Here is a 26415-nt window from a genome sequence, read left to right on the forward strand (position 1 = left end):
TGCCTAAAAGCTGAAGTGATGCTCAAGTTCGAGTTGCCGGCAAATTACTGCGGCGTCGGCCTTTAGCCTATCGAAAGTGCCATCGCCCTTGAAAAGGGCCAACCTGCACGCCTCCAGTATGGCGTGCTCATCCTTAAGGGCGTCCTCCATCCTTCCCCAGATGCCTGGCTTTAGCCTCAGGCGATCCAGCATGACATATGAAACTCCTGCGTCTTTAAGCGATTGCAGCACGCTCTCCAAAACCTCTTTGTCCACAACTCCGGGCAAAATTGGGCCTATAAAAGCCCATGTCCTTATGCCACAATCAGCCAGCGCCCTTAAAGCTTTAAGCCGCTCTCGAGGCGGTGAAGCGCCCGGCTCCACGACGGCGCTAATGCCGCTGTCAAGCGTCGTCACGGTAAAGCCCACCTCTATCTCCCGGAACTCTCTTAATATGTCCACATCCCTGAGTACCAGCGAAGACTTAGTCTGGATGCATACCGGGAAATCCTTTGATAGGAGCACTTCCAGGCATCTCCGCGTAAGCCCCAGCCTCTCCTCGATGGGCTGGTACGGGTCTGTGACCGTGCTGATTCCGACGACGCCCCGCCTTTTTATCCTGGCCTCCTTCTCCAATACTCGTGGCATATCGGCCTTTACATTAACAAATGAGCCCCACGATTCAGGGCCGCCATAGCGTAAAGTCGCCGGCGCATAACAATAAATACAGCCATGACCGCAGCCAAAGTAGGGGTTCAGCGTATAGTCCAGGCCGGGAAGCCTGGATGGGCTTAAAGCGGTCTTACAGCATATCTCCCTCACTTTCATCCAGCTCCTCCGAAGTCAGACAGCCTGCGCTGAAACCTGCCATCCTTGAGCACAAAGCTGTTCAGGGTCCAACGCTTTATAGGTATATCAAAGCGGCTCTGCACATAAGCCAGGGCAGCCTCCAGTGAGCTAAAGGCCTCATACGGCCCCCTCAATGCAGCACGCACGTTCTCCCTAACGTTCCACACCCCTACGGGCATAATGTAGCCGGAGTGGGCCTCCCTGAGGATGACCACCCTGGCCTGCCTCTTCTCCTTAACCAGGTATTCAGCGGTGGCCAGCCTGGCCGCATAGTAGCACCCGCCTATCCTCGCATACTCCTTCCTGCCGCTGCCAAGCTCATGGTCGGATATGACCATGATATCCCTTCCCGCAGGGTTCCAGATGGTATCAGGGTACCACGCCTCCACAAGCTCATAGCCCCACGTCTCCGGGAGCATGAGCACTATGAAGCGGTTATCGAGCTGCCAGCTCTCAAATACCCTGAACTCGTTGATTATCGGCAGGCGCTTGACATCTTCCACCAGCGCCTCGCCTATCATGCTATCCACGGCAGTTATGCTCTGCCGCGTCGGCACGAGGCGCCGGGACTTTTTAGCGCCAAACGCCCCCATGCTAAACGCCCTCTGGATGCGAGTAACCAGCACGTCATGGCCATAAAGGCTGAGCACCGCATCCCTTGCCGGCAGGTCCGTGTCATAATGTGCCTTCTCCAGGCGTTGGTCAAGCCTAAAGTTGCCCATCTCCATTTTCTTGAGGGGGGCAGACGGCCCGAATGGCTGCACCTCGTCGTCAAGCTCGATGCGGCCAGCGGGCTTCCTATAGAACTCGGCGCTCGTGTCTATCGGCCTGTCCGCCATGGACAATAGCTGCAGGTCTTCTACAATTTTAGTGAAATGGTCGATTTTTTTGACGTTAACCCTGTAAAGCCCTCTTACCAGCGAGCTTCGCATGGACACGATGTCATCGATGCTCTTGCCCAGCCACATCTCAGGGGTGTCGAGCTCCGACGTGTCGCCAAGGATTGGCGGCAGAAGAGGGCCGATGGAGACGGCAGGATATCCATAGCGCCCTACGAACACGCCCGGAGCAGAGCCCCGTATGAAGGCGTTATCAATAAACTGCTTCTGCCTGACTGCCGCATAATATTTTACCAGAAGGGGGCACCTGGCCTTGGCGCAGAGCATCTTCGCGCCCTTACACTCGACGCACAGAGGGCGCTCCCGCTCGCCAAGAAAGCCTGCGCTCTCATGCCCACTGAAAAAGGGATTATCGAATCTGCCGGCGAAAATCGGCGTGCTATCCATCATTAATGACATGGGCGGATGCACGATATATAATCATCCAAAGTGGCATGAAAGTAATTCTAACGCTCATGATGCCCTGGCAAGCTCCTTCTGAACGATAGGATGCCTTATGATGGCCTCCACCTCATCAAGTGGTATCTTCAACGAAGATGCCAGCCCTCTCTTGAACTCATCCATCTTAAGGCCCCCGTTATGGCGCTTCACCTTAAGCATGCTGACCGCCAGCTTAATCCGGTGGTCCCTCTCACGTATCTGGTAGGCACGGATGGCCCTTAAAAAGTCTATCTTGCGGAACTCCGGCCAATACGGGGCGGAGATGTAGATTGCGCACTCGTTGCCGCTGGCCTGCCACGGAAGGAAGTTCGAGGTCCGCTCATCCCCGCCAGTGCGGATGATGAGGTCCACCTGCGAACGGGTCTCAGCGCCAAAGTACAGGTACCTGTCCACGACGCTCTCCGTAATGCTCTCCGGGGACAGCGTGCCGTTTTTAACGTCCATTGCCATCTTCCGGGCGCCATCGATTATCTCCTGCCGGCCTCCGTAGGCTACAGCGATGTTCAGGTAAAACCTGTCATAGCCAGCCGTGACGGCCTCAGTAAGGGCTATCTCATCCTTCACATCCTGAGGAAGCAGGGAGATATCGCCCACCGAGCGTATCCTGAGCCTCGACTCATGCGTCTTCCTATCGTCCCTAGCCTTACGGCAAAAATACTTAAAGAGGTCGAAGAGGGCTTTTTTCTCATTCTCGGGGCGCTTAAAGTTCTCCGTAGAAAACGCGTACAGCGTAAGCTGCCTTATCCCCAGCTCCTTGCACCATTCCAGTACCTTTTCCGTGGTGTCGGCGCCGCGCAGGTGGCCCTGCTCTGCGGGCTGGCCGAGCTTTTTCGCGTAGCGCCGGTTGCCATCCTGGATTATCGCAACATGCTGCGGGACCGGGTGCCTCAACACCTCCTTCTTTATCGAATGCTCATACCACCGGTATAGTATGGGTATATGCTCATACCAGCCTACCGATAGGTTCCACAGAAAGTACTTGAAATTCATATAAAAGTCAGCTTGTATCGTCGAGCGCCTCTTTCACGAGCCGCTTGTACTTCTCCTTGATGGAGTACATGTTATGGTCGCCCGTGACGTCCACGCTCAATATCCCCGTCTTCGAGCCCATAAGCCCGACCATGGCCGGGGTGCCCTTGTTTTTCACGTCAAAGTGCTGTTCCCTGAGCTTATCGTCGATATCCTTCGTCTCGTATGGCCCGCCCTCCAGGAATATCTTCAGGACGGCCCTGCGCCGGCCGTCCTTATCCCTGCTCAGGTAATCTTTGATGCGGGAGAGCACCAATTCGTCTTCAGAGCTATTCAGGGTCACCACTTCCAAGCATATTCATAACGGTATCCTCTCCACGACGAGCCCGCCTTCCATCGGGTATCGCTCGACGATCGAGCCCTGCCAGCCGGCAGCGCCACGGGCCTTGCAGAGGCCTTCGAGCGCCCACCACGCCATATCAATCCTATCATCGTATAGCCGGTACAGCCGCCGTGGGGTCTTCATCTCTTTTATCATACGGAGAGCATCCGCAATATTACCTTTAATTTCCCCGTATATAATTGTTCCATCAGCGCTTATCTCGTCAAAGGGCCTGGCCGTGTTGCGCGCCACGCGTTTAATGCGCTCACGCAGCTGTACTGCGTCCTTGAAGCGTGAAGAGCAATATCTACTATTTGCTATATTATTTAAAACTATCTCGTGTCCGATCTTTTCGCTCCCCTGCGCCGCATTGGATGTATCATCCCTAAGGGTATAGCCCCTCTCCTTCAAAGCCATGTAGTTCGTATCCGAGAACTCCAGCTCGTTCAGGTTCAGGAATCCCTTGGCCTTGCTGACTGCGGCGATAATTTCAGGCACAGGCTTTATGGCGGGTATCTCCACGCCCGCGTCCATCCCGAGATCTTTAGAGCGATTGAGCGCCCTATTAAACTCCGTCTCCCTGAAGCGGTCCCACTCCTCCATGGGGGGATGGAACCTGATTTCGTCGAGGCCGGCTTCGGCCAGCTTCTGTAGGACATCATCAGGAGGCGCGATGCCCGTGTACAGGTGGATGTGATGCCGCTCGCCGAAATGGCCTTTTAGAAGCTTTATATAGTGCAGCGTCCGGTCAAGCCTGAGCAGCGGCTCCCCTCCCGTGATGCCCGTGCCCAGCGCGCTCATCAGCCTTGCTTCCTCTATGGCATCGCTATCGCTTTTAACGAGCCGCTCATTGGCGTAGACGATATCCTTGCCCTTTCGCCCCTCCGAGAGCGGGCAGTAGAAGCAATCCCTGGCGCAGGCTCCCGTCACGAATAAAACCATCTTCGCGCCCTTACAGCATAGGCGGCAGCCCCTGCACATTTTCGTGTACATGGAGCCCGTAGCGTCCACATTTATCCTGCTCATATATAAGTAAAGTTTCTAATGAAATGGCAAAGTTAAATACATTTTTATGGCATATCCAGGCTTTTAGCGATGCCTAGCTATCCTTACTTGCCTCTATGACCTGCATTTTCCACCCATTCGCAGCGCCTAGCTCCTCGAAGAGCTGGCTTATCTTAGAAGGGTTGCCATCCCACAGGATGGAGAGGTCCACGTCTCCACTCTTAAGGCCCTCTGATATGTTGATGGCCAGGCGGCGGAGCGCTTTCCGCCTGGAAAATGGCACGCTAAAGATGGTCTTATAGGTCGAGGGGCCGGCCTTCGAGTAAGAGACGACAACGTAGTCGTCCAGCCGCAGGCGGTTGATATCGTCATACCTGCACATCGTCTCATACTCGTAGGCTATGCTCGAATCCACCCTTGAGAGAGACAGCAGTATCTTGGCGAGGACGTCCCTGTCCAGCCCTTTTTTCATGCTGACAGTCACCTTGCCTATGGTACATGTTATCCTGGCGCTCTTATCAGCGTGCTCAAGGATATACAGCGTAGTATCGGTCTTCTGCTCAAGGTCGGCGGGCATTGTATCCCCTAGCCTTTAATATACGGGCTTATTAAAAGGCGTAGCTTTCGCCTGGCACTTGCTGGTATGGCGTTCTCGCTGGTGGTAATGGCCCCCTCCAGGGCATGCCTGCACTGGCAATCGCCCATGTCGGCGAGCCGCTTAACCGAGCTTCTTATGATGTCCTGCACGGCTTGCTCGTTCTTCGCGGCATTCTCGATGACCTGGCTGATGGTCACGGACTCCTCGTGCCACACGTCGTAGTCAGTGACGGTGGCTATTATGGCGAAGCACATCTCCGCCTCGCGGGCCAGCTTGGCCTCGGGCTGGGCGGTCATGCCGATGACGTCGAAGCCCAGCTTCCTGTAGACGTTGGACTCGGCCTTCGTGGAGAACTGGGGCCCTTCCATGCACAGGTATGTGCCCTTATCATGCGTGCGATACTTTTTAGATGAGACCTCGTAGAGTATGCGCGACAGTTCCGGGCAGAAGGGGTCGGCAAGGCCTATGTGTACCACGATATCGTCAAAGAAAGTCGAGGCTCGCTTACACGTGCGGTCATATACCTGGTCGGGTATAACGATGTCGAGGGGCCTGTAATCCTCCCTGAGGCTGCCTACCGCCGAGGCCGAGATGACGTGAGTCACGCCAAGCTTCTTCATGCCGTAGATGTTCGCGCGATAGTTAAGGGTCGAGGGGGAATACCTGTGGCCCCGGCCGTGCCTGGAAAGGAACACGGTCTCGACGCCGTCTATCTCGCCCAGCATATAGGAATCGCTGGGAGGCCCGAAAGGCGTCCTTACTTTCTTCTCTTCCACCTTATCGAACATCGAGGGGTTATAGATGCCACTACCCCCGATTATGCCAACCTTAACCATAAGACTCGCCTCCATTCAATGAACGACGGGCTCCCATAGGCCTTCGCCCACCGACCTTATGAGGCCCCTGTACTCCATCTCCTCCAGCACTTCGGTAAGCCTGCCTGGCTGGGTGATCTCAAAATATGTCGGCTCTATCTGGTGGTGTCTCTTCAAGCCCAGCTTAATGTCCTCTATAGTCCAGACCTTGAGGCTATCCTTCATCATGAGCTGGCTGGTGACGTCGCACATGTCCTCCATGAAGTTCCAGGGGAAGACGACCCAGGCCCACTCGTCCAGCACTTCGCCCACGTAGTCGGCCTTCGTCTGGGAGCAAAGCAGGTGCTGGAGGGTGGCCGTCCTGACCTCCTTTGGGCTGTACCTGGAAATGTACTCGCGGGCGAACATCATGCTCTTCCCAGTGTCCGAAATATCGTCTACGATTAGCACGTTCTTCCCCTTAATCATGTTCTCCTCTACCGGATACCTTATCTTCGGGCCGCCGCCCGCCGTCGCCGTGCCCGTATAATGCTCAATCTTGAGGCTTATGAGGTCGCTCAGGTTTAGGAAGTCGCACAGTACCCTTCCTGCGAACCATCCACCCCTTGCCAGCGCAACTATTACGTCAGGCTTATACCCCGAGCTTCTCACGTCCTTGGAGATTTTCCGGCAGAGCCTATAGATGTAATCCCAGTTAGTGATGACACACTTGAAATTTTCAGGAAGCGCCATGCTTTCACCAACGATTAAGCAATAATATAAGATTAGTATGCCTCAAAAATATTTAAGCATATACTGTCTCGAACGATAAAGCTCTTATACTTAAAATTAAGTATCTCAAATCCAATTATTAAGCAGAATGATTCAAAATGACTGGAATTAAAAGATTGGTATTAGATGTATTGAAGCCCCATCAGCCCTCCATACTGGAGCTGGCGAAGGCAATCGCCGCTTTGAAGCACGTTAATGGCGTCAACCTTAGCCTCTACGAGGTCGATACGCAGACTGAGAACATCAAGATAACCGTCGAAGGCGTCAACATAGATTTCGACGAGCTGCAGCGCGTCATCGAGGACATGGGCGCAGTCATACACAGCATCGATGAGGTCGCAGCGGGCATAAAGCTCGTCGAGGAAGTCGAGACGCTGCAGGACCGCTGATTTTTGATAGCTATGGTACTAGAGGAAAGCGAGAGGGGCAGGTATATCATATTGGGGACGATTGACGGCATTTTGGCCATACTTGGCATCATCGTAGGCCTGTCCTCCACAACCGTTGACGCTGGAGTGATTATTAAGGCGGCCCTTGGCGGCGGCATCGCCCTGTGCCTGACTAACGGCATAGGCTCCTACCTGGCCGAGTCGGCGGTCGAATACGGCAAGCTGTCCGAGGTGGAGGCGGCCCTGCTTCAGGACCTCAAGGATACCAGGATAGAGAAGATGGCCAGGCGTAACATCATCGTCGACTCGTTCCTGCATGGCGGCTCCAGCTTTATAGGGTCGCTGGTGCCGATTTTGCCCTTCATCTTCATCCCGGACGGCATCGCGGTCTACGCATCCATTGGGCTTGCCATACTGGCGCTCGTCATGCTGGGCCTGTTTTCGGGCAGGATTTCCGGCCAGGGCTATATTAAGTCGGCCATAAAGATGGTGTTCCTTGGGGCAGTAGTAGTCATAGCGTGCAGCGCGCTCCGGTTGAGCCCATGATGCCATCTATCCTATAATGGCTTTATTTTTCCAGGCGCTTTCGCCTTCACCTCCACGGTCATCTTGAGCTCGGCCTTATCCGGCAAGCCATAATAGAGCTCGACCGTTTCATAGATGTCCTTCATCAGCTCGTTCCAGTTCTTATCGCATATGTAAATGCCTACGTTCTGCCCAACGGCACATATGTACCCGTCGCTTTTGAATATCTCGAACCTGGCCTTGATCAATGCTTGCGCCTCCCGGATATGCGGCCCCGCCTGGGCAGCTTTAGTAAAACAATTTTATATTCCTTATTTATGAATATTTCGTTACTTACGAATATACTCGTCTTTATTTATACTTTTTTTCGCAACTTATGTCTGGACCTTCAATGGTAGAGCCTGTGCCAAAGTACCTGTTCCGGATATATTGCTCGCTATGGCTTGTATTCGAGGATAAAGAATTTTCCAATGATGAAGCCGCGAAGATAATAGGAAGAGGGGAGAGGTACTCTAACCAGGCCTTGCATTATCTTAAGAAAAGCGGGTGGCTTATCACTAAAGGGTTTAACGCGGTAGACCGGAGGAAGCATATCAATAAGCTGGTCAACCCCATGACAATAATAAAAATGATTGGGGAGGCCGGTGGCAAGTCGATAGTACTGGAGCCTAAGCGAGATAAAAGATGATCTGCTCATTTTTACCCCATGGATGGCAGCAAGACCACCACGCGGACGCCCTTCGTGTAGTCGCCGGGCACCCGGTCCTCCACCCATATCCTCCCATGATAATCGTCAATGAGGGTCTTAACAAGATACAGGCCCAGGCCTTTGCCCTCCATCCTCGTCTTGCCTATACGCTCGAAAACCTTCTGCTTTCGCTCGTCTGGAATGCCGGGGCCTGTATCCTCTACCGTCACCCTGCAATAGGCCCCATCGGGCATCGTTACCTTAGACAAGGCGATATTAACGACAAGAGGGCCTGTAGAATGCTTAATAGCATTTCCAACTATATTAGAAAACACGTCTTTTAATAGCTCGTTTGCCACCGTTTTACATGCTGCCTCCGGCGCATAGCTAATCTTGATGTCCCTTCCGCTGACGTGCTGATACGCTTCCTTAACTTCTCGTAGTATGCTGCCCACCTCGACGACGGCTGGCTTAAACGCCCCCGCCTTCTCCATCTGCAGCTTTCTGACGTTATCGATAAGCTTCGAGCTGTTCCTTGCGGCTTCCATGGAGCTGGCAAGCAATTGCACATCCTCAACGCCAAGCGTCCCTCGAGACTGAAGGGCATCTATAGCCATCTCTAAAAATCCCAGCACTGCCTGGTTCATGTTGTTAATATCATGCCCCATCAGGTCTATGTAAAGCTCTGCCTGGGCCTTCGCATCCTCGAGCTCGCTCTCGGCTCGCTTGCGTATGGCTATCTCCGCGTTCAGGTCCTCTATAATCGTGGATAGCTGGGAGGTGCGCTCCTTTACCTGGCGCTCCATCTCAAAATACGATTTTTTTAGGGCTTCTTCGGCTTGCTTAAGCTTGGATATATCCTGTGCTACCAGGGATATGCCGGACACTTTTCCATCCCTATCCTTAATGGGCGATATCGTTAGCGATATATCGACCAGCGACCCGTCTTTCCTCATGTGGACCGTATCATGGATTCTAATGTTTTTTCCGCTTTTTATGGCCTCGATGAGCCTGCCCGCCTCTAGCTGTCGGCAGGAAGGCATGACGAGCGAGATGTTTTTGCCGATAGCGTCCCCTGCATTGTGCCCATAGAGCGCCTCGGCTCCATGGTTCCATGTGGCTATCGTGCCGTCCATCGCCATGCTTATCATGGCGTCCGCGGAGTATTCCACGATTGCCGCCAGGCGCGCCTGCCTCTCCTCGGATCGCTCACTCTCGCCTATGCTATGCCAGACGGCTTTCGCCATCCGTCCGAACCTGTCCAGAATAGCTTTTAGCCCTGACGGCCGCTCTTTTACGCCGTCATCATGTCTCGTGCCCATATAAGATAGTTTCACCTATCCTCGACGACTTTCTTATTTTCTAATCATAAAAACTATCAGTAACATTTTTAATATAGTTAAAATATCTATAATCCATAATATAGCTCATCATATTAAACATGGATGGATGCTAAAAGAGGGGTAGCATAAGATGTGCTCTACCAGTGGCGTCATTAACGCCGAGATTGACCCTGAGGGGATAGGCTTTAAGAAGTATAAGTGCAGGAAATGCGGTAAAAGCTTTAAGGCTGCTGGCCGTTACCCCGAGTGTCCGACGTGTAAGTCTGAAGACCTCGAGCTTGCCTGAAAAGCGTTTGGCAGCTAACCTAAAGCTTCAACGCGTTCAAGTAGCTACCTTTATCGATGCATTAATCCCCTTCCGATATACCACGATTCTGGTATTTAATATACCAAAATATTGGTAAAATCATTTCAGGACAGCGGGGCCGTGTGGCGGAGAGTCCCCGTCGTTTCAACGATGGGATGGGATCCGCCCCTTGTTCTTCGAGTCGAGAATAATGTCTCGAAGTTCCACCGTATGGCAGCCCCTGCCCGATGCTGAGATGACAGGCTGAAAGTACGCTCGCCCCTGGAAAAGGAATAAAGCGTACAAGGTGGACGCTCCTGATTGAAAGCAGGAGAGAAGGCCACTCTTGGTCTCACCACGAGGTACACAAAAGACACTAGGCTTTTCACCACGAGGTACACAAAAGACACTAGGTACACAATTATTTAAATCCTTAACTTTTTGGTTTTGGGGAATAAGTTGGGTTTTGTTTTTTTGGTCTAGGGTTTCTACGGTTTTTGTGATCTCGGTTATGGTGTTGCCTTTTTGGTGTTGTAGCATGTAGACTTTGCTGTATTCTTTGAGCATGTCCATGGGTGTGTATTGGTTGTCCAGTCCGGCTTTTTTCAGGAGTTGTCCGATCTTCGTGTAGGCGTAAAGGCATAGGAAGCTTATTGAAGACGTGGCCGTGCACCCTCATAGTGTCCTGGAGGTATAGTTTATCAGCATCGAGGACGGTCTTGTACGTGTCGAACATCTTCTCGATATTGTCGCGGCTCTTGTACATCTTGTACAATTTGTTCGCAACTCGTGTCCACGTTGCTCATGATGATGATGCGCCCGGCCTTCTCAAGGCTCTTCTCGAAACATCCCCGTTCCAGGCCCTTGTCGAGGCGTTCGTACAACGTCCTGGTCTCTTCCAATAGCAAGTCCTGGTCCTCGTACACGTATACAAAGAACCTGGCATCCTTTTTCTTCCCGGTTTTCACTAATCGTTTATGATAAAAGAAATGGCTGTCAAGCATTGTTTTTTCTTTGTACAGCAAGCTGTTTCTTTTAGCAGGTAATATGTATTTCACGCCTTTTTCCCCGAGGAACCGTACCGTATCATAGCTGCTGAAACCACGATCAAGGACCAAGGCACATCCCCATGACAATCCTCCTCGAGGCTGGTATACAGGCTTTTAGCGTCTCGCACGCTCCCCGGGATCACCCGGATCCCGTGTGGGCATTCCCCGGTCCACGCTGCAAAACAATGCGATGTTAAGCTGAGGAAAGTACAAGTGCTCCTTGTTGTACCCCTTCTCAGCGATGCTAATGTTCTCGCTCCTGGTATACACGGTGCTAAGATCGTAGACGAGCTCGCTGCCATTGGCCAGGGCCTTGAACACTGATTCCTGCATCCTCCTGTTCTCCCCTATGAACGATAACAATCGGCCCAGCTTCGAGGGGGACAGGTCCGGGGACAGGCCTCGAATGTTGTAGAGGTGGGTCCATTCCCTGCGAACATTTTTCAACGGAGTATGCCCCATGGAACGGGCCTACACCAGAGCATAGACAGAGGGCCACAATCCACCGAACGCGTCCTCCAAAGGCCCAACGAGGTCCTTTAAAGCCCAATCCAGTAGCAACGCGTTACCATACCTAACCGTGACGCTGCGAAGACTTCCAGCCTCCCTCTTACCACGAACAAGGCCTTTCTCCCCGTCCAAGACGCCAACGTACGAGGATTTTTTCCTCCGCTTTTTAGACTGTTTATCCCAAAAAGTGGTACTACGGTACACGTAGTACCCTTTATTCCTCTTCTTGACCTCAAAACACTTCTCGCCCAGCCCACGCTGCTCATCCAACCAGTTTTTAACCTAACCCTCCATGTATACCCCATTGGGGGAATAATACTATTTAAACATCACCCCCACAAAACCAAGAACCAAGACACCAATAAAAAAGTTAAACCCCAAAAACCAAAAAATTAAGGTATTAAAAAATTATATCTTTTCTTGGCCCTTGCCCTGCTTGTGCTCCTTCGTTGTTCGCCCGAACGTTTTTATATAATCACGATTAAATTATGAATTATTGCAAAAAAAGCCGTTCCATTCATGCTGTCTTTATGATCGACCGGAGCGACACAATGAGAAAAAAGGCATCAAAGCCCCATGACGAAAGCGAAATGGCAGCGGAGGCTTTGAGAGAAATAGAGCGCAGGTTTCAGGTCCTGACAGAAACCATGCCCGCGGCCATCTTCCTATACCAGGGCGACAAATACGTGTACGTGAACTCGGCAGCAGAGCAGATCACGGGCTACTCCAAAGAAGAGCTTTTGCGAATGAACTTCTGGGACTGGGTAAGCCCCGAATACCAGGACATTTTAAGGGAAAGAGGGCTGGCGAGGCAGAGGGGCGAAAAAGTGGTCTCCAGATATGAGGTGAAGTACAGGGCAAAGGATGGCAGGGAAGGCTGGGCAGACTTTGCGGCGGGGCGTACGGAGTATGGCGGCAGGCCAGCGGTCATAGTGGTCGCCTTCGACATAACCAAGCGGAAGATGGCTGAAAAGGCCCTCCAAAAAAGCCAGTACATCCTGTCAAAAGCGCAGGAGATAGCCCATGTGGGCAACTGGGCGTGGAACCTTAAGAATGATAAGATGAACTGGTCGGACGAGGGGTTCAGGATATTCGGGTATAGGCCTCAGGAGATAGAGCCCTCGGTAGAGGCGCTTTTATCTCATGTACACCCTGATGACAGGGATATGGTCCGAAAGCTGGCTGAGGAGATTAGAAGAGGGCATAAGCTGGGGAGCATAGATTATAGGATTATTAGGCCTGATGGCTCCATAAGGTACGTGAACACCGTGGCCGACAAGCTGGTGCGGGACGCGGAGGGCAACCCATCCTGGGTATACGGCATCAACCAGGACATAACGGCGCGCAAGCAGGCCGAAAAAGCGCTGTTAAAGAGCAGGGCGATACTCGCAAGGGCACAGGACATCGCGCACGTCGGCAACTGGGCGTGGAACCTTAAAGATAATGGAATGCAGTGGTCGGATGAACTATTTAAGATATTCGGGCTAAAGCCCGGGGAGCTACAGCCGACCTATGAGTGGCTCCTAACGCGGGTATTCCCTGATGATATGGGCATGTTTAAGGCGGCCTCCGACGCGGCCATTCATGAAAACAGGCTGTTTAACATCGACCTTCGTATAGTCATGCAGGACGGGTCCATACGCTACCTGAACGTAGTGGCCGATAAGATAAAAAAGGATAAGGCAGGCAATCCGGAGTGGATGTATGGCATCATCCAGGACGTCACCGGGCGCAAGCAGATCGAGAACCAGCTGAGAGACGCAAGGGAACAGGCAGAGCTATACGTCGACCTCATGGGCCACGATATAAACAACATGAACATGGTGGCACTCGGCTTCCTCGAGATGGCCGACGATAAGCTAAAATCCGAAGGAAGGCTCGACGTGGGCGATGAGCATCTAATCCATAAGGCTATCGAGAACATAATGAATAGCTCGATGCTCATAGACAACGTGAGAAAGCTCCAGAGGCAGAGGGCGGGCGAGTTTAAGATAAAGGCGATTGACTTGATGGATGTGCTCTCCTCGGTGAAATGCCAGTATGCTAATGTGCCCGGCAGGGACGTAAAGATTAACCTTAACGCCAGGTGCCAGTGTACAGTTTTCGCGAACGACCTGCTCAGGGACGTGTTCTCCAACCTGGTAGGCAATTCCATAAAGCATTCCAGCGGCCCGCTTGTAGTAAATATTGATTTGTCCTGCCAGTACGAAGGTGGAGCTAAGTTATGCAGGGTTGCGGTGGAGGATAACGGCCCCGGCATACCTGACGGCCTTAAGGCGGCCATTTTCGACCGCTCACATGCTGGTAAGAAGTTGCGCAGCAAAGGCCTGGGCCTATACATCGTAAACACCCTTGTCACCGATTTTCACGGAAAAGTATGGGCTGAGGACCGCGTGCCCGGGGACTACACGAAGGGCGTCAGGTTTGTGGTCGTGTTGCCTGCAATTGGATAAATGATAAAATTTGGATAGCGGCAAATGCCCATCTTCGCCCTTCCACCTCCGTAACATATATATACTAATATTCCATTTATAGCACCCAACTAAAGCAAGTGTACAGTATGAGTGTAAACCGTGGCAGGACGCTCTTGAGCTTACTGATCCCGGCGTCGCTCACCGAAGAAACCGCCGACCCGCGAATAAAGACCTACAAGGTCGGACAGGTTGCTCGTGCGGCATCGATCTTCAGGGTCGACGAAATAGTGGTATATAAGACCCCGAAGCGGGACGACAGCAGGTTCATAAGCACCGTCTTGCGATACGCGGAAACCCCGCAATATCTTCGCAAAGAGATATTCCCCATGCAAGGCGCCCTCCGCCATATCGGAGTCATCCCGCCACTGAGGATACCATCTCATACTAGCGAAGAGGAATACCGAGAAGGTATTGTGACCAAAGTCGGCACTGACGGAAACGCATGGGTCGATGTCGGAAGCGACAGCCCGGCAATGCTCCCCGACGCAAAAGTCGAGAAGGGGCAGCGCGTGACAGTCAGGATCTATTCGCGAAGGCCGCTAACGGTCGAGCTCGTGAAGAGGAGCGACGTGCCCCTGTACTGGGGCTACGAAGTGCGTATCGCCGATACGCTCCACGATGCGCTGGAAACCGATGGCTTAAGGATAGCGACGTCGAGGCTGGGGCATCCCCTGGCCTGCGAGATGCTATCCGAGATAAAAAGCAAAATCCGGGATAAGGTATCCGTCGCATTTGGAAGCCCCTCGAAGGGGCTGGAGCAGCTCCTGCACGATGAAGGCCACAAGCTTGAGGACCATTCCGATTGCGTGGTGAACTCCATCCCAAACCAGGGCACCGCGACGGTGAGGGCCGAAGAGGCGATATACGTCACCCTTGGGCTGCTCAACCTGATAAGGCAGTGACGAGTTCAGCGCAAGTATCGAAAGATACCTGGCGATTGACAAAGCCAGATGCCGGATCCCGTATAGCCGCGAGAGCGGCGCCATCCTAAAAAATTTGTCAAGAGATCGGAGGAAAAATAAGATGAGTCACCCACACGCACCAAGGCGAGGCTCGCTTGCGTACAGCCCCAGGGTGAGGGCCCGCAGCCAGAAGCCTAAATATAGAAATTGGGCAGAGCTGGGCGAGCAGCCTAAGATACAGAGTCTAATCGGATTCAAGGCAGGAATGTCGCACGTATTGATGATAGACGACAGGCCGCACAGCACGACCGAAGGCATGGAGATAGCCGTGCCCGTTACGATTATCGAGGCACCAGCGATGCACGTTGCGGGCATACGGGCATACGACGATGGCCCGTATGGCAAAAAGGTGATAGCCGAGGCATGGGCCAGCGACCTGAAGGACCTGGCGAGGCTTATCAGGCTTCCCAGGAAAGCGGTCGACACCGATGGCCAGCTCGCGAAGATAGCGGGCCTGGTCAAGGAAGGGAAGGTTGCGGACCTGCGCCTTTTGACTTATGTTAAGACAGAGGACGTATCGGGCATACCGAAGAAGGTGCCCGAGCTGGTGGAAAACCGCATCGCCGGCGGAAGCATGGATAAAAGGTTCGAGCTTGCAAAGTCGCTGCTGGGCAAGCAGGTCAAGGCAAATGACATATTCTCTCCGGGGGAGCTTGTGGACGTATCTGCCATCACCAAGGGCAAGGGAACCCAGGGCCCGGTCAAGAGGTGGGGCATCGCCATACAGAAGCGAAAGCATGCCCGCACCGGCAAGAGGAGGCACGTTGGCAACCTGGGCCCGTGGAACCCGCACCGCATCAGGTGGCAGGTCCCGCAGCTCGGCCAGACGGGCTACCACCAGAGGACTGAGTATAATAAGAGGATCATAAAGCTCGGCGACAAGGCCGAGGAGGTCACCCCTGCAGGCGGGTTCCTGCACTACGGCGTCCTGAGGAATCCTTACATAGTGGTTAAGGGCTCAATACCCGGCCCGGTCAAGAGGATGGTCAGGCTCAGGCCCGCGGTAAGGCCCAAGGCCTTGCCCAAGCAGGCGCCCGAGATAACCTATATTAGCACAGAATCCAAGCAAGGAGCCAGGAGGAGCTAGACATGGAGGCAGCAGTTTTAGACAGGACCGGCAAGAAGACTTCCACGATAAAGGTACCCGAGGTGTTCAATGAAGCCTTCAGGCCGGACGTCATCAAGAGGGCGGTACTTGCGGCACAGGCTAACAGGCTGCAGCCCTACGGCCCGGACAGGACTGCGGGCACGCTGACCTCGGCGCACTCCTGGGGCAGCGGTAGAGGCGTAGCCCACGTCCCGAGGCTGAATAATAGCTCGCGGGCGGCGAGGGTAGTCCAGGCCAGGGGAGGCCGTAGCGCACACGCTCCCAACCCGAACAAGATATTCGCCGAGAAGATAAACGACAAGGAGAGGCTCCTCGCCATCAGGTCGGCGGTGGCGGCCACCATGAATAAGGAGCTAGTCAAGGCGAGGGGCTACAAGTATGATGGGGAATTGCCCATCGTCGTCTCGGACGAGATCGAGTCGATGAGCAAGACCAGAGACGTGGTGGCCTTCCTCAATGCAATCGGCCTTGCCGCGGACCTGGAGCGCGCAAAGCAGAAACAGGTGCGCGGCGGAAAGGGCAAGATGAGGGGCAGGCAATACCGCAAGAAGGTGGGCGTGCTCATCGTGGTCGGCGAGGACAAGGGCATAGGGCTTGGCGCAAGGAACATACCAGGCGTGGACGTGGCCACCCTTGACAGCGTGAACGCCGAGCTGCTCGCGCCAGGCACGCATCCGGGCAGGCTCACCGTTTGGAGCGAGAGCGCATTTAAGATGATGGAGGGCGGGGAATAATGGAAATCATAAAATACCCGTTTATCACTGAAAAGGCAACGCTATCGATGGAGAAGAACAATACCCTCCAGTTTTTGGTTGGCAGGAACGCGCGCAAGGAGCAGATAAAGAAGGCCGTGGAGGAAATGTATAACGTCAAGGTGGTAAAGGTCACCACCATGATAACCCCGAAAGGCGAGAAGAAGGCCCTTGTGACGCTGAGCCCCGAGAACTCGGCTGAGGAAATTGCGAGCCGGCTAGGAATATTCTAAAGGGGGATTGAAACATGGGAAAGCGAATCATGTCTCAGAACCGTGGCAAGGGCACACCTACCTACAGGGCCCCGTCCTCCCGCTTCAAGGCGAACCTTGAGCATATCAGGACTGTCGGCGATGAGACTATAACTGGAGTTATTACCGAGGTCATACACGACACGGCGAGGAATGCGCCCATAACTCGCGTCAAGTTTGAGAATGGCGAGGAAAGGCTCATCCTGGCCCCCGAGGGCGTTGGCGTCGGCGACCAGATAAAGGTCGGCGCCGGGGCCGAGGTCACGGTGGGCAACGTATTGCCGCTGGGCAAGATCCCTGATGGGTGCCCGGTGTGCTGCGTTGAGTCGCAGCCAGGCGACGGGGGAAGCTTCGCGAGGGCGACTGGAGTTAACGCCATCGTCGTCTCGCACGAGGCCAACAAGGTGGTCATACAGCTCCCCAGCGGAGAGATGAAGTGGCTTCATCCTAACTGTAGGGCCACCATTGGAGTAGTGGCGGGCGGAGGCAGGCCGGACAAGCCGTTCGTGAAGGCTGGAAAGAAGTGGTACAAGATGGCAAACAAGGCCACCAAGTGGCCGGTCGTCAGGGGCGTCGCGATGAACGCCGTCGACCACCCGTTCGGAGGCGGCGGCAGGCAGCACCCGGGCAGGCCGAAGACCGTTGGCAGGCACACGCCGCCCGGCCGTAAGGTCGGGAGCATAGCGGCGAGAAGGACCGGCATAGGGCATAAGGGATAAGGGGTAGATAATCATGGCATCAAAGCAGTCAAAGCAGGCCTCGCGGCTTCCGAAGAGGAAGGAGGAGTTCACCTACAGGGGCTTCTCCATAGCGGACCTCAAGAAAATGGACTTAAACCAGCTTGCGGCCCTTCTCCCCTCCAGGCAGAGGAGGAAGGTCATGAGGGGCTTCACCGAGGAGGAGCAGAAGATAATCGACGCCGTAAGGGCGGGCGAGAAAAAGATAAGGACCCACCTCAGGGGAATGATAATCCTCCCCGAGATGATCGGCGTGACCCTCGAGATCCATAACGGCAAGGAGTGGAAGCCCGTTGAGGTCATCCCGGAGATGATCGGGCACTACATAGGAGAGTTCGCGATGACCAGAAAGCCCGTCACGCATGGCTCGGCAGGCATCGGCGCGACGAGGGGCAGCAAGTACGTGCCGCTGAAGTGAGGTGGATGGATGGCTAAAGTGGAATATTGTGCACAGTTTGACCCTGCGACCACCGCTAAGGCAATGGCGTATGAGCTCGACGTCTCGCCGAAGCATTGCTACGAGATACTCAGGGAGATTCGCGGAAAGAAGCTTTCCGTGGCCAAGAAGTTCCTCGAGGACGTCATGGCTAAGAAGAGGTCGGTGCCCTTTAAGCGCTTCAACCGAAACGTCGGGCACAAGAGGCACCAGTCCGGCTGGGACGCGGGGCGCTACCCGGTAAAGGCTTGCGGAGAGATCTTAAAGCTGTTGAAGAACGCCGAGGCTAACGCGGAGTACAAGGGCCTCGACACGGAAAACATGAGGATTATCCACGCAGCCTCCAAGAAGGGGCACGTCATACGTGGAATGATGCCCAGGGCCATGGGCAGGGCCACCGACTGGAACATTGAGACGGTGACCGTGGAAGTAGTGCTAGGAGAAGAGGTGCGTTAGATTGGCAGTTGAAAAGAAATTCGTCCAGGACGGCTTCAAGAAGGCCATGATCGACGAGTTCTTCCTGGAGAAGCTCGAGAGGGCCGGCTATGGCGGGATGGAGATAAACCGCACCCCCATGGGCACCCAGATAACGATTAAGGCCGAGAAGCCCGGCATGATCATAGGCAAGTCGGGCAAGATGATCCGCAAGTTTACCAGGGACCTCGACGTGAGGTTCAAGATGGACAACCCGCAGATAGACGTCCAGGAGGTCAAGAAGCCCGAGCTGAACGCCCAGATGATGGCCACGAGGCTGGCGAACGCCCTCGAGAGGGGCTGGTACTTCCGCAAGGCAGGGCAGTCGACCCTCCAGCGGATAATGGACGCGGGCGCCATGGGCGTCGAGATAGTCATCGCGGGCAAGCTCACCGGGCCGAGGAAGAGGACCGAGAAGTTTATCGCCGGCTACATCAAGCACTGCGGCAAGCCAGTCGAGCAGTTCATAGACGTCGGCTATGCCCGTGCCAAGAAGAAGCTCGGCGTCATCGGCGTCAAGGTGAGGATAATGCCGCCCGGAACGGTTCTCCCCGACCACATAGAGATCGTCCCTCCGCAGAAGGAGGCGGAGGCCAAGCCCGCCGAGGCAACGGCTCCCGCCGAGGCCAAGCCCGCTGAGGGCGCCGCCGCAGAGGTCGAAAAGATCATCGCAGAGTCGGAGAAGGCCGACCAGGCTGAGGAGAAGCCTAAGAAGCCTCCCAAGAAGCAGAAGAAGCAGGGGCAGGCTTCGCCAGTGGAGCCTCAGGCTGAGGCGCAGGCTCCTGCTCCGGCCGATCAACCCACCGAAGAGAAGAGGGAAGAGTAATGGCAATCTTAAGAGCAAAAGAGATCCGCGAGATGTCCGATGACCAGCTCCAGAAGCAGCTCAAGGACCTGCGCAACGAGCTCCTCAAGGAGAGGGCGATAACGGCGACGGGCGGCGCACCGGAGAACCCGGGGCGCATCCGCGAGCTGAGGCGAACCATCGCGAGGATTCTCACGATTATGAAGGAGGAGAAGAAATAAAGTGGCGGTCTGTGACAAGTGCGGCCTCCCCGAAGACCTGTGCGTCTGCGAGGAGATCGTCAAAGAGTCCATGAGGGTGAAGATCACCCTGGATAAGAGGCGCTTTGGCAAGGTCGCCACGGTCATCGAGGGGCTTGACGAAAGGGATATAAACCTAAAGGAGCTATCCAGCCTCCTCAAGGCTAAGTGTGCCTGTGGGGGCACTATCAAGGAGAACGTCATCGAGCTCCAGGGTGACCATAAGGAGAAGGTCAGGGATATTCTCCAGGCCATCGGATACTCATCCGAGCTAATCGACGTGAAATGAGCCGCCTATGGACCTCACGCCCGAGAATCTAATATATAATGAGCTCATCGGCCTGCCGGTGGAAGTCGATTCCCCCGGCTTGCGCCTGAAGGGCGTCGTCGTGGACGAGACGCGCAACATGCTCGTCATCGACGCGGGAGGCTCGGACAAGAAAATCCCGAAGCAGGCCGCGTCGTTCATATTCACTCTCCCCGACGGGAGGCGCGTGAGGGTCCTCGGCTCGCTATTGATATCACAACCCGAGAACCGCATCCCAAAGCGAAGGAAGAAAGGGAAGTGACCGGTCTACCGGTTAACCCCATCGAGGTATAAATATGGAAGTAAAGGCAAAAGACATCGGACTAAACGTCCAGGCACCAGCGTCGGCCTGTACCGATCCGCACTGCCCGTTCCACGGCCACCTGAGCGTCAGGGGCCAGATACTGGACGGCGTGGTCGTATCGGCTAAGATGGATAAGACCGTCGTAGTGCAGCGCGAATACCTAAAGCGCAACAACAAATATGATAGGTATGAGAAGAGGAGGTCAAAGATTCACGCCCACAACCCTCCGTGCATTAACGCAAAGGAGGGCGACAAGGTCGTAATAGCGGAGTGCAGGCCTCTCTCGAAGACTAAGACGTTTGTCGTAGTGGAGGTGTCGAGATGAGGGCGATAAAGGCAAAGGTGCCGCGCTCGATACACACCGCCACCCGGCTGGACGTGGCGGATAATACGGGCGCAAGGCTCGTCGAGGTCATATCCGTGCTTAAGTATCGTGGAAGAAAGAACCGCATGCCTCAGGCGGGTATAGGCGACATTTTCATCGGCTCGGTGAAGAAAGGCACCCCCGAGATGCGCAAACAGATCGTACGCTGCGTGGTCATACGCCAGAAGAAGGAGTTCAGGCGTCCGAACGGCCTCAGGGTGTCCTTCGAGGATAACGCTTGCGTGCTCGTGGACGAGAACAACGATCCTAAGGGGACCGAGATAAAGGGGCCGGTCGCCAGGGAGGTCGCGGAGCGCTATGCGAAGATAGGCTCGACCGCGACCATGATAGTGTGAGGTGCATGACATGATCACATCATCACAGCCGAGAAAGCAGAGAAAGTACAGGTACACCGCCCCCTTACACATAAAGAGCAAGTTCTTGAACGCACACCTCAGCGATGAGCTCTCTAAGGAGTATGGCATTAAGACTTTGCGAGTCATCGAAGGGGACACCGTTAAGGTGATGAGAGGTGACTACGCGGGCACCGAGGGCAAGGTGCGCGAGGTCGACGTCAAGCACGAGTGCGTCATAGTGGACGGAGTGTCAGAGGTCAAGGCCGACGGCAAGGAAGTGCCGAGAAGGGTGCACGCCTCTAACCTGCTCATAACGAAGCTTAACACAGACGATGAGAGAAGGCTTAGAAAGCACACGAAAGGAGGGAAGAAGGAATGACCGGAAAGCACCACTTAAAGAGGGTGGCGGCACCGAGAAGCTGGCCCATCGCCAAGAAGACGTCCAAGTGGGTCGCAAAGCCTTCCCCCGGGCCGCACTCTGAGGAGTACGGCATGCCGCTCATCATAGTATTAAGGGATATGCTACACCTGGCTGATAAGGCCAAGGAGATAAGGCAGATCCTCCACGAGGGCAAGGTCCTTGTAGACGGGAAGGTCAGAAAAGACCACAGGTTCCCCGTGGGGCTGTTCGACGTCATATCGATTCCTGAGCTAAACGCTAACTACCGTGTAATGATTGGCCAGGACGGGAAGTTCAAGCTCGTCCCCATCGCCGACGCGGGCATGAAGCTCCTTAAGATAGTCAACAAGACCATGGTGCCCGGCGGCAAGATACAGCTGGGCTTCCACGACGGCACGACGATGCTTGCAAGCAACGACTACCACACCAAGGATTCTTTAGTACTCAAGGTGCCCGAGAAGTCCATCGACCAGCACTTAAAGTACGAGGTCGGCAGCATGGCGTTCGTCATAGACGGCAAGCACGCCGGCACGCTCGGCAAGATTAAGGATATAAGGGTCATAAAGTCGACCACCCCGAACCGCGTCACCATAAGCACTCCACAGGGAGACTTCGACACCGTCGAGAAATACGTTATAGTCGTCGGCAGGGACGCGCCGGCGGTGGATCTGGGGGTTAAGGCATGAGCGAGAACGTCATGAGGACTCCCCGGATAGAGAAGGTGACAGTCCATATGGGCGTCGGCGAGTCGGGCAAGAAGCTCTCGAACGCCGAGATGATCATGCAGGCCATCACCGGCCAGAAGCCGGTCAGGTGCTTTGCAAAAAAGACGCTGCCCGCTTTTGGGATTAAGAAAAACGAGGCAATCGGATGCAAGGTTACCCTCAGGGGCGCCAGGGCTGAGAAGTTCCTGAGCACGGCGCTGGCCATAAAAGACAAGCAGCTAAGCGTGAAGTCCTTCGATGGCAACGGCAACTTTGCGTTCGGGATAGAGGAGCACACCGACTTCCCGGGAATGGAGTACGACCCTGAGGTCGGCATTTTCGGCATGGACGTGATAGTCTCGCTCGAGAGGCCCGGCTATCGGATTAAAAGGAGAAAGGCGCAGCGGCAGGACGTCCCCGCAAGCCACAGGCTGACCGTGGACGACGCCATCTCTTTCTTGAAAGCAAAGTACGGCGTGGAGGTTAAATGATGGAGAGGTCTGGCAAGAAGTTCGGCCGGGGCGCAAACGTGTGCCGCCGGTGCGGCCGGCATCAGGGCCTGGTACGCAAGTATGGCGTCTACGTGTGCCGCCAGTGCTTCAGGGAGATCGCCCTGGACATGGGCTTTGAAAAGTACGAGTGAGGTGGAGAACATGGTAATGTTAGACCCGCTGGCCAATGCGCTGTCCGTGATCAAGAACGCCGAGGCAACCGGAAAGCACGAGGTCACCATAAACCCTGCCTCAAAGATCATCGGGAACGTCCTGAAGGTCATGAAGGATCAAGGCTACATAGGCGAGTATGAGTTCATAGACAACGGCAAGGCCGGCATGCTAAACGTAAAGCTGATAGGCAAGATCAACAGGTGCGGCGCAATCAAGCCGCGGTTCGCCGTGGGCAAGGCGGAGTTCGAGAAGTGGGAGAAGAGGTACCTCCCTGCCAGGAACTTCGGCATGCTCATCCTGACCACGTCGCAGGGCGTCATGTCCCACTATGACGCCGTGAGCAGGGGAATAGGCGGCGAGCTTTTAGCCTACGTGTATTAAGGTGGAACAATGGCAGCAGAAACGCACATTGAGATAAACGTCCCCCAGGGTGTAACCGTCACGCTAAGCGGTGCAACTTTGACCGTGAAGGGTCAAAAGGGGCAGGTATCCAGGGATTTCAGGTTTCCCGGTATCAAGGTATCCCTCGCGGATGGCAAGGTCATAGTCGATGCCTCCAGGCTCGACAGGCAGACCAAGGCCACCGTGGGCACCTTCGCCTCGCACATCCGGAACATGATAACCGGCGTCACTGAAGGGTTCGAGTACAGCATGAAGATCGTTTACTCTCACTTCCCCATACAGCTTAAGGTTGAGGGTAAGGACAGGGTAGCGATCGGGAACTTCCTCGGAGAGAGAAAGCCGAGGTACGCGACCATAGTCGGGGATACCAAGGTCAGCGTGGCCGGCGACAAGGTAACTATAACGGGAATAAACAAGGAGCACGTCGGCCAGACGGCGGCCAACATAGAGCAGGCCTGCAAGATCAAGAACCGCGACCCCAGGGTATTCCAGGACGGCGTGTATATCACTAAGAAGGCGTGATCACCATGGCAGAGAATGATGTCGAAAAAGTTGAGGCGAAGGCCGAAGAAAAGGCCGAGGTAGAGGCAAAGGAGCAAAAGAAGGCCCCTGAGAAGCCGTTCACCACAAAGAAGCCGAGGCCGCTCCCAAGGCCTGTGGAGAAGTCCACGCTGGAGCTGGACGAGGAGACCAGGAGGCTTCTCAACGCGAGGAAGGCCAACAAGGCCTCGTTGCCAAAGTTCCACAGGATCGACGCACACAAGAAAAAGAAGCTAGCCCTGAGCTGGAGAAAGCCCCGGGGCCACCACTGCAAGATGAGGAGGCAGATCAAGGCCAAGGGCTCGATAGTCAAGGTTGGCTTTGGCTCTCCTGCAGCCGTGCGCGGCCTCCACGCTTCCGGGTATGAGGAAGTGCTGGTCTACCGGCCGGAGGACGTACAGGGCTTGAGCAAGAGGCAGGCAATCCGCATCGCCAGGACAGTCGGCAGAAAGAAGCAGGAAGAGATCGAGAAGGTGGCGAAAGAGCTGAACATCAAGGTTCTTAACCCGCTCAACGCCTTCGAGGAGGCATGACAATGGCCGATTTAGCGAACCAGAAAAGGCTTGCGGCCGATATCTTAAAAATTGGCGTAACGAGGGTCTGGATGGACCCTGAGAGGCTCGAGGACATCGCGACGGCAATCACCCGTGAGGATTTAAGGAAGCTCATCGAGGATGGCGTTATAAAGCGCAAGCCCGTCGTGGGCATAAGCCGCGGCAGGGCCAGGGAGCGTGCCGCCAAGCGGGCGAAGGGCCACCGGAAAGGCCACGGCAGCCGTGAAGGTGCCGCAGGGGCGCGCGCTCCGAAGAAGGAGCAGTGGATGCGCAGAATAAGGGCCCAGAGGAAGGTTCTCAGGGCGATGAGGGATGAAAAGGCGATCGACGCCCGCACCTATCGGATACTATACCGTAAGGCCAAGGGCGGAGAGTTCAGGAACGTAGCGCACCTGAAGTCATATATCGCATACCAGAAGAAGTGATGATGATGGCAACAGGACCAAGGTATAGAGTAGCCTTCCGGAGGCGAAGGGAAGGCAAGACCGATTACCACCAGAGGCTTAAGCTCATAGTCTCGAGGAAGCCGAGGCTCGTCGTCCGCGGCACGCTTAACGACTACATCGCCCAGGTGATAGTGACCAGGCCGGAGGGCGACCACGTCCTGGCGGCGGCTACTGCCCGTGAGATTGCCAGGGACTTCGGCTATAAGGGCGCGACGAAGAACACGAGCGCGGCATACCTCGCCGGCATGCTCGCAGCCCTTAAGGCGAAGAAGGCGGGCGTCAGCGAGGCAATCCTCGACATCGGGCTGGCCACGAATAGGAAGGGCTCGAAGGTGTACGCGGCGCTTAAGGGCGCCATCGACGCGGGCCTCCAGGTGCCGTGCAGCGAGGACGTCTTCCCGTCTGAGGAGCGCATCCGGGGCGAGCACGTCGCCGGGAACACGAAGAGCAGCTTCTCGCAGTACGAGAAGCGTGGGCTAAAGGTTGAAGACCTGCCCGCACACTTCGACGAGGTTAAGAGCAAGATCATGAAAGCATACGAGGGTAAGTAAAATGGCCTACGAGCGTGAAGAAGTATGGGTCCCGAAGACGAGGCTGGGCAAGATGGTCTCGTCCGGGCAGATAAAGACTATAGAGGAGGCCTTCGAGACCGGCCTGCCGATAAAGGAGCCGGAGATAGTAGACGCCCTCATTCCTGACCTGGTCGACGAGGTTTTGGACATAAGCATGGTGCAGAGGATGACGGACTCCGGCCGCCGTGTCAAGTTCAGGACCACCGTGGTGGTTGGAAATGGCAACGGGTACGTCGGCATTGCTGAGGGCAAGGACGTGCAGGTCGGCCCGGCGATAAGGAAGGCCATCGAGATGGCGAAGATGAATATAGTTAAGATTAAGCGTGGCTGCGGCTCGTGGGAGTGCGGCTGCGGCCTGGAGCATACCGTGCCCTGCCAGGTAAAGGGGAAGGCTGGGTCCATTAGCATAGTGCTGATGCCCGCCCCTAGAGGCCTGGGCATAGCCGCGGGCGGCCCCGCAAAGAAGGTCATGGAAATGGCCGGAATCAAGGACGTCTGGACGAGGACGGAGGGCGAGACCCGGTCGACCATCAACTTTGCCCTGGCCACGTACAACGCCCTCCTGCAGACCACTACCATAAGGTACAGGGGAGGGGCTAAGTAATGTACGCGATAATACGCCTGAGGGGCTCGGTAAACACCAAGCCGGACATCAAGGACACCTTGAAGATGCTCAGGCTGAACCAGATTAACCACTGCGTCGTGGTTCCCGACACCCCCAGCTACAGGGGGATGATCCATAAGGTCAAGGACTACGTGGCATATGGGCCGATAAACGGCGAGACGCTTGCCATGATTCTGGAGAACCGCGGAAGGCTGGTCGGCGGAGCGAGGCTGACCGACGACTACGTCGCCAGGAACTCGCCGTTCAAGACCATAAAGGAGTTTGCAGAGGCCGTTGCGAGCGGCAAGGCGGCATTAGGCGACCTTCCAGGCCTTAACCCGGTGTTCAGGATGCACCCGCCCAGGAAGGGCCATGCTGGCATAAAAAGAACATTCCAGCAGGGCGGGGCGCTAGGGAACAACGGCGAAGAAATAGCGACGCTCGTGAAGAAGATGAGGTGA

Annotated in this window: 42 protein-coding genes; 29 read left to right on the forward strand and 13 right to left on the reverse strand. The window is 55.0% G+C overall.

The window, feature by feature from the left end:
* Positions 1-3 precede the first annotated feature (3 nt).
* The 8 genes from MTC_RS06480 to MTC_RS06515 form a co-directional block, all read right to left on the reverse strand.
* Positions 4-807: an SPL family radical SAM protein gene (locus tag MTC_RS06480; protein WP_014405895.1), complete on the reverse strand. Its 804-nt coding sequence runs from the start codon at positions 805-807 to the stop codon at positions 4-6.
* Positions 804-2126, reverse strand: coding sequence for an Nre family DNA repair protein (locus MTC_RS06485; RefSeq protein ID WP_014405896.1), 1323 nt, complete (start codon positions 2124-2126; stop codon positions 804-806). The genes MTC_RS06480 and MTC_RS06485 overlap by 4 nt, the downstream gene beginning before the upstream one ends.
* A 54-nt stretch (positions 2127-2180) precedes the next feature.
* Positions 2181-3158, reverse strand: coding sequence for a polyprenyl diphosphate synthase (uppS, locus tag MTC_RS06490; protein WP_014405897.1), 978 nt, complete (start codon positions 3156-3158; stop codon positions 2181-2183).
* Positions 3159-3165: 7 nt separating this feature from the next.
* Positions 3166-3489 carry a DUF2551 domain-containing protein gene (locus MTC_RS06495; RefSeq protein WP_014405898.1) on the reverse strand — a complete coding sequence of 108 codons (324 nt, stop codon included), beginning with the start codon at positions 3487-3489 and terminating at the stop codon, positions 3166-3168.
* A 6-nt stretch (positions 3490-3495) separates the two neighbouring features.
* Positions 3496-4545 carry a radical SAM protein gene (locus MTC_RS06500; protein WP_014405899.1) on the reverse strand — a complete coding sequence of 350 codons (1050 nt, stop codon included), beginning with the start codon at positions 4543-4545 and terminating at the stop codon, positions 3496-3498.
* A gap of 73 nt (positions 4546-4618) precedes the next feature.
* On the reverse strand, positions 4619-5101 hold the full coding sequence (locus tag MTC_RS06505; protein ID WP_014405900.1) for a hypothetical protein: 483 nt from the start codon (positions 5099-5101) through the stop codon (positions 4619-4621).
* Positions 5102-5109: 8 nt separating this feature from the next.
* Positions 5110-5958, reverse strand: a complete 849-nt coding sequence (gene mtnP / locus MTC_RS06510; protein ID WP_014405901.1) for an S-methyl-5'-thioadenosine phosphorylase — start codon at positions 5956-5958, stop codon at positions 5110-5112.
* Positions 5959-5973: 15 nt separating this feature from the next.
* Complete coding sequence (locus tag MTC_RS06515) at positions 5974-6669, reverse strand: phosphoribosyltransferase (protein WP_014405902.1); 696 nt, start codon at positions 6667-6669, stop codon at positions 5974-5976.
* Positions 6670-6806: 137 nt separating this feature from the next.
* Here MTC_RS06515 and MTC_RS06520 point away from each other — a divergent pair, with 137 nt between their 5' ends.
* Together MTC_RS06520 and MTC_RS06525 are read left to right on the forward strand one after the other, a co-directional pair.
* The gene (locus MTC_RS06520; RefSeq protein ID WP_014405903.1) at positions 6807-7097 is read left to right on the forward strand and encodes a DUF211 domain-containing protein; all 291 of its coding nucleotides are present in this window, start codon (positions 6807-6809) and stop codon (positions 7095-7097) included.
* A gap of 12 nt (positions 7098-7109) precedes the next feature.
* The gene (locus MTC_RS06525) at positions 7110-7643 is read left to right on the forward strand and encodes a VIT1/CCC1 transporter family protein (protein WP_014405904.1); all 534 of its coding nucleotides are present in this window, start codon (positions 7110-7112) and stop codon (positions 7641-7643) included.
* A gap of 11 nt (positions 7644-7654) precedes the next feature.
* Here MTC_RS06525 and MTC_RS06530 read toward each other — a convergent pair whose 3' ends face one another.
* Positions 7655-7870 carry a hypothetical protein gene (locus MTC_RS06530; RefSeq protein ID WP_014405905.1) on the reverse strand — a complete coding sequence of 72 codons (216 nt, stop codon included), beginning with the start codon at positions 7868-7870 and terminating at the stop codon, positions 7655-7657.
* A 128-nt stretch (positions 7871-7998) separates the two neighbouring features.
* On the opposite strand from MTC_RS06530, the gene MTC_RS06535 reads away from it, so the two are divergent.
* Positions 7999-8310: a hypothetical protein gene (locus MTC_RS06535; protein WP_158308499.1), complete on the forward strand. Its 312-nt coding sequence runs from the start codon at positions 7999-8001 to the stop codon at positions 8308-8310.
* 11 nt (positions 8311-8321) lie between these two features.
* On the opposite strand, the gene MTC_RS12670 is transcribed toward MTC_RS06535, so the two are convergent.
* Positions 8322-9647, reverse strand: coding sequence for a PAS domain S-box protein (locus tag MTC_RS12670; RefSeq protein ID WP_143767093.1), 1326 nt, complete (start codon positions 9645-9647; stop codon positions 8322-8324).
* Between the two features lie 136 nt (positions 9648-9783).
* On the opposite strand from MTC_RS12670, the gene MTC_RS13470 reads away from it, so the two are divergent.
* Entirely contained in the window at positions 9784-9939 is a 156-nt protein-coding gene (locus MTC_RS13470) for a hypothetical protein (protein WP_014405908.1), read from the forward strand.
* Positions 9940-10640: 701 nt separating this feature from the next.
* Here MTC_RS13470 and MTC_RS06550 read toward each other — a convergent pair.
* The 3 genes from MTC_RS06550 to MTC_RS06560 are packed head-to-tail and all read right to left on the reverse strand — an operon-like array spanning position 10641 to position 11768.
* Positions 10641-11075 carry a transposase gene (locus tag MTC_RS06550; protein WP_143767094.1) on the reverse strand — a complete coding sequence of 145 codons (435 nt, stop codon included), beginning with the start codon at positions 11073-11075 and terminating at the stop codon, positions 10641-10643.
* A gap of 27 nt (positions 11076-11102) precedes the next feature.
* Entirely contained in the window at positions 11103-11435 is a 333-nt protein-coding gene (locus MTC_RS06555; protein ID WP_048189115.1) for a hypothetical protein, read from the reverse strand.
* A gap of 24 nt (positions 11436-11459) precedes the next feature.
* Entirely contained in the window at positions 11460-11768 is a 309-nt protein-coding gene (locus MTC_RS06560; RefSeq protein WP_014405910.1) for a hypothetical protein, read from the reverse strand.
* Between the two features lie 281 nt (positions 11769-12049).
* On the opposite strand from MTC_RS06560, the gene MTC_RS06565 reads away from it, so the two are divergent.
* The 25 genes from MTC_RS06565 (at position 12050) to MTC_RS06685 (ending at position 26415) form a co-directional block, all read left to right on the forward strand.
* Complete coding sequence (locus tag MTC_RS06565) at positions 12050-13951, forward strand: PAS domain S-box protein (protein WP_143767095.1); 1902 nt, start codon at positions 12050-12052, stop codon at positions 13949-13951.
* A 107-nt stretch (positions 13952-14058) separates the two neighbouring features.
* A complete protein-coding gene (locus tag MTC_RS06570) occupies positions 14059-14874 on the forward strand; it encodes a putative RNA uridine N3 methyltransferase (protein ID WP_014405912.1) in 816 nt (271 codons plus the stop codon).
* Positions 14875-14995: 121 nt separating this feature from the next.
* Positions 14996-16021: a 50S ribosomal protein L3 gene (locus MTC_RS06575; RefSeq protein ID WP_014405913.1), complete on the forward strand. Its 1026-nt coding sequence runs from the start codon at positions 14996-14998 to the stop codon at positions 16019-16021.
* A 2-nt stretch (positions 16022-16023) separates the two neighbouring features.
* Complete coding sequence (gene rpl4p, locus MTC_RS06580) at positions 16024-16776, forward strand: 50S ribosomal protein L4 (RefSeq protein ID WP_014405914.1); 753 nt, start codon at positions 16024-16026, stop codon at positions 16774-16776.
* Positions 16776-17027 (forward strand): 50S ribosomal protein L23, encoded by a 252-nt coding sequence (locus MTC_RS06585; RefSeq protein ID WP_014405915.1) that lies wholly within the window; start codon positions 16776-16778, stop codon positions 17025-17027. The genes rpl4p and MTC_RS06585 overlap by 1 nt, the downstream gene beginning before the upstream one ends.
* 14 nt (positions 17028-17041) lie before the next feature.
* Positions 17042-17764: a 50S ribosomal protein L2 gene (locus tag MTC_RS06590; protein ID WP_014405916.1), complete on the forward strand. Its 723-nt coding sequence runs from the start codon at positions 17042-17044 to the stop codon at positions 17762-17764.
* Positions 17765-17777: 13 nt separating this feature from the next.
* Entirely contained in the window at positions 17778-18200 is a 423-nt protein-coding gene (locus MTC_RS06595) for a 30S ribosomal protein S19 (protein ID WP_014405917.1), read from the forward strand.
* Between the two features lie 9 nt (positions 18201-18209).
* Entirely contained in the window at positions 18210-18674 is a 465-nt protein-coding gene (locus MTC_RS06600; protein ID WP_014405918.1) for a 50S ribosomal protein L22, read from the forward strand.
* 1 nt (position 18675) lies between these two features.
* On the forward strand, positions 18676-19518 hold the full coding sequence (locus MTC_RS06605) for a 30S ribosomal protein S3 (RefSeq protein WP_014405919.1): 843 nt from the start codon (positions 18676-18678) through the stop codon (positions 19516-19518).
* Positions 19518-19718 (forward strand): 50S ribosomal protein L29, encoded by a 201-nt coding sequence (rpmC, locus tag MTC_RS06610; RefSeq protein WP_014405920.1) that lies wholly within the window; start codon positions 19518-19520, stop codon positions 19716-19718. Before MTC_RS06605 ends, rpmC begins: the two co-directional genes overlap by 1 nt.
* Before the next feature lies 1 nt (position 19719).
* On the forward strand, positions 19720-20025 hold the full coding sequence (yciH, locus tag MTC_RS06615; protein ID WP_014405921.1) for a stress response translation initiation inhibitor YciH: 306 nt from the start codon (positions 19720-19722) through the stop codon (positions 20023-20025).
* A gap of 7 nt (positions 20026-20032) precedes the next feature.
* Complete coding sequence (locus tag MTC_RS06620; RefSeq protein ID WP_014405922.1) at positions 20033-20305, forward strand: ribonuclease P protein component 1; 273 nt, start codon at positions 20033-20035, stop codon at positions 20303-20305.
* A 34-nt stretch (positions 20306-20339) separates the two neighbouring features.
* The gene (locus MTC_RS06625) at positions 20340-20672 is read left to right on the forward strand and encodes a 30S ribosomal protein S17 (protein ID WP_014405923.1); all 333 of its coding nucleotides are present in this window, start codon (positions 20340-20342) and stop codon (positions 20670-20672) included.
* Complete coding sequence (locus MTC_RS06630) at positions 20669-21067, forward strand: 50S ribosomal protein L14 (protein ID WP_014405924.1); 399 nt, start codon at positions 20669-20671, stop codon at positions 21065-21067. Before MTC_RS06625 ends, MTC_RS06630 begins: the two co-directional genes overlap by 4 nt.
* Before the next feature lie 13 nt (positions 21068-21080).
* A complete protein-coding gene (rplX, locus tag MTC_RS06635; protein WP_048189578.1) occupies positions 21081-21446 on the forward strand; it encodes a 50S ribosomal protein L24 in 366 nt (121 codons plus the stop codon).
* Positions 21443-22153: a 30S ribosomal protein S4e gene (locus MTC_RS06640; RefSeq protein ID WP_014405926.1), complete on the forward strand. Its 711-nt coding sequence runs from the start codon at positions 21443-21445 to the stop codon at positions 22151-22153. The genes rplX and MTC_RS06640 overlap by 4 nt, the downstream gene beginning before the upstream one ends.
* An 11-nt stretch (positions 22154-22164) precedes the next feature.
* Positions 22165-22662 carry a 50S ribosomal protein L5 gene (locus MTC_RS06645; protein WP_048189579.1) on the forward strand — a complete coding sequence of 166 codons (498 nt, stop codon included), beginning with the start codon at positions 22165-22167 and terminating at the stop codon, positions 22660-22662.
* The gene (locus MTC_RS06650) at positions 22662-22814 is read left to right on the forward strand and encodes a 30S ribosomal protein S14 (RefSeq protein WP_014405928.1); all 153 of its coding nucleotides are present in this window, start codon (positions 22662-22664) and stop codon (positions 22812-22814) included. The genes MTC_RS06645 and MTC_RS06650 overlap by 1 nt, the downstream gene beginning before the upstream one ends.
* Positions 22815-22824: 10 nt before the next feature.
* Positions 22825-23217: a 30S ribosomal protein S8 gene (locus tag MTC_RS06655; RefSeq protein WP_014405929.1), complete on the forward strand. Its 393-nt coding sequence runs from the start codon at positions 22825-22827 to the stop codon at positions 23215-23217.
* 9 nt (positions 23218-23226) lie between these two features.
* On the forward strand, positions 23227-23760 hold the full coding sequence (locus MTC_RS06660) for a 50S ribosomal protein L6 (protein ID WP_014405930.1): 534 nt from the start codon (positions 23227-23229) through the stop codon (positions 23758-23760).
* Positions 23761-23765: 5 nt separating this feature from the next.
* Positions 23766-24311 (forward strand): 50S ribosomal protein L32e, encoded by a 546-nt coding sequence (locus MTC_RS06665; protein ID WP_014405931.1) that lies wholly within the window; start codon positions 23766-23768, stop codon positions 24309-24311.
* A gap of 2 nt (positions 24312-24313) precedes the next feature.
* Positions 24314-24757, forward strand: a complete 444-nt coding sequence (locus MTC_RS06670) for a 50S ribosomal protein L19e (protein ID WP_014405932.1) — start codon at positions 24314-24316, stop codon at positions 24755-24757.
* 5 nt (positions 24758-24762) lie between these two features.
* The gene (locus MTC_RS06675) at positions 24763-25329 is read left to right on the forward strand and encodes a 50S ribosomal protein L18 (RefSeq protein WP_048189580.1); all 567 of its coding nucleotides are present in this window, start codon (positions 24763-24765) and stop codon (positions 25327-25329) included.
* A 1-nt stretch (position 25330) separates the two neighbouring features.
* Positions 25331-25954 carry a 30S ribosomal protein S5 gene (locus tag MTC_RS06680; protein WP_014405934.1) on the forward strand — a complete coding sequence of 208 codons (624 nt, stop codon included), beginning with the start codon at positions 25331-25333 and terminating at the stop codon, positions 25952-25954.
* Positions 25954-26415: a 50S ribosomal protein L30 gene (locus MTC_RS06685; protein ID WP_014405935.1), complete on the forward strand. Its 462-nt coding sequence runs from the start codon at positions 25954-25956 to the stop codon at positions 26413-26415. Before MTC_RS06680 ends, MTC_RS06685 begins: the two co-directional genes overlap by 1 nt.

It is taken from the genome of Methanocella conradii HZ254, assembly GCF_000251105.1.
GTDB classification, from domain to species: Archaea; Halobacteriota; Methanocellia; order Methanocellales; family Methanocellaceae; genus Methanocella; species Methanocella conradii.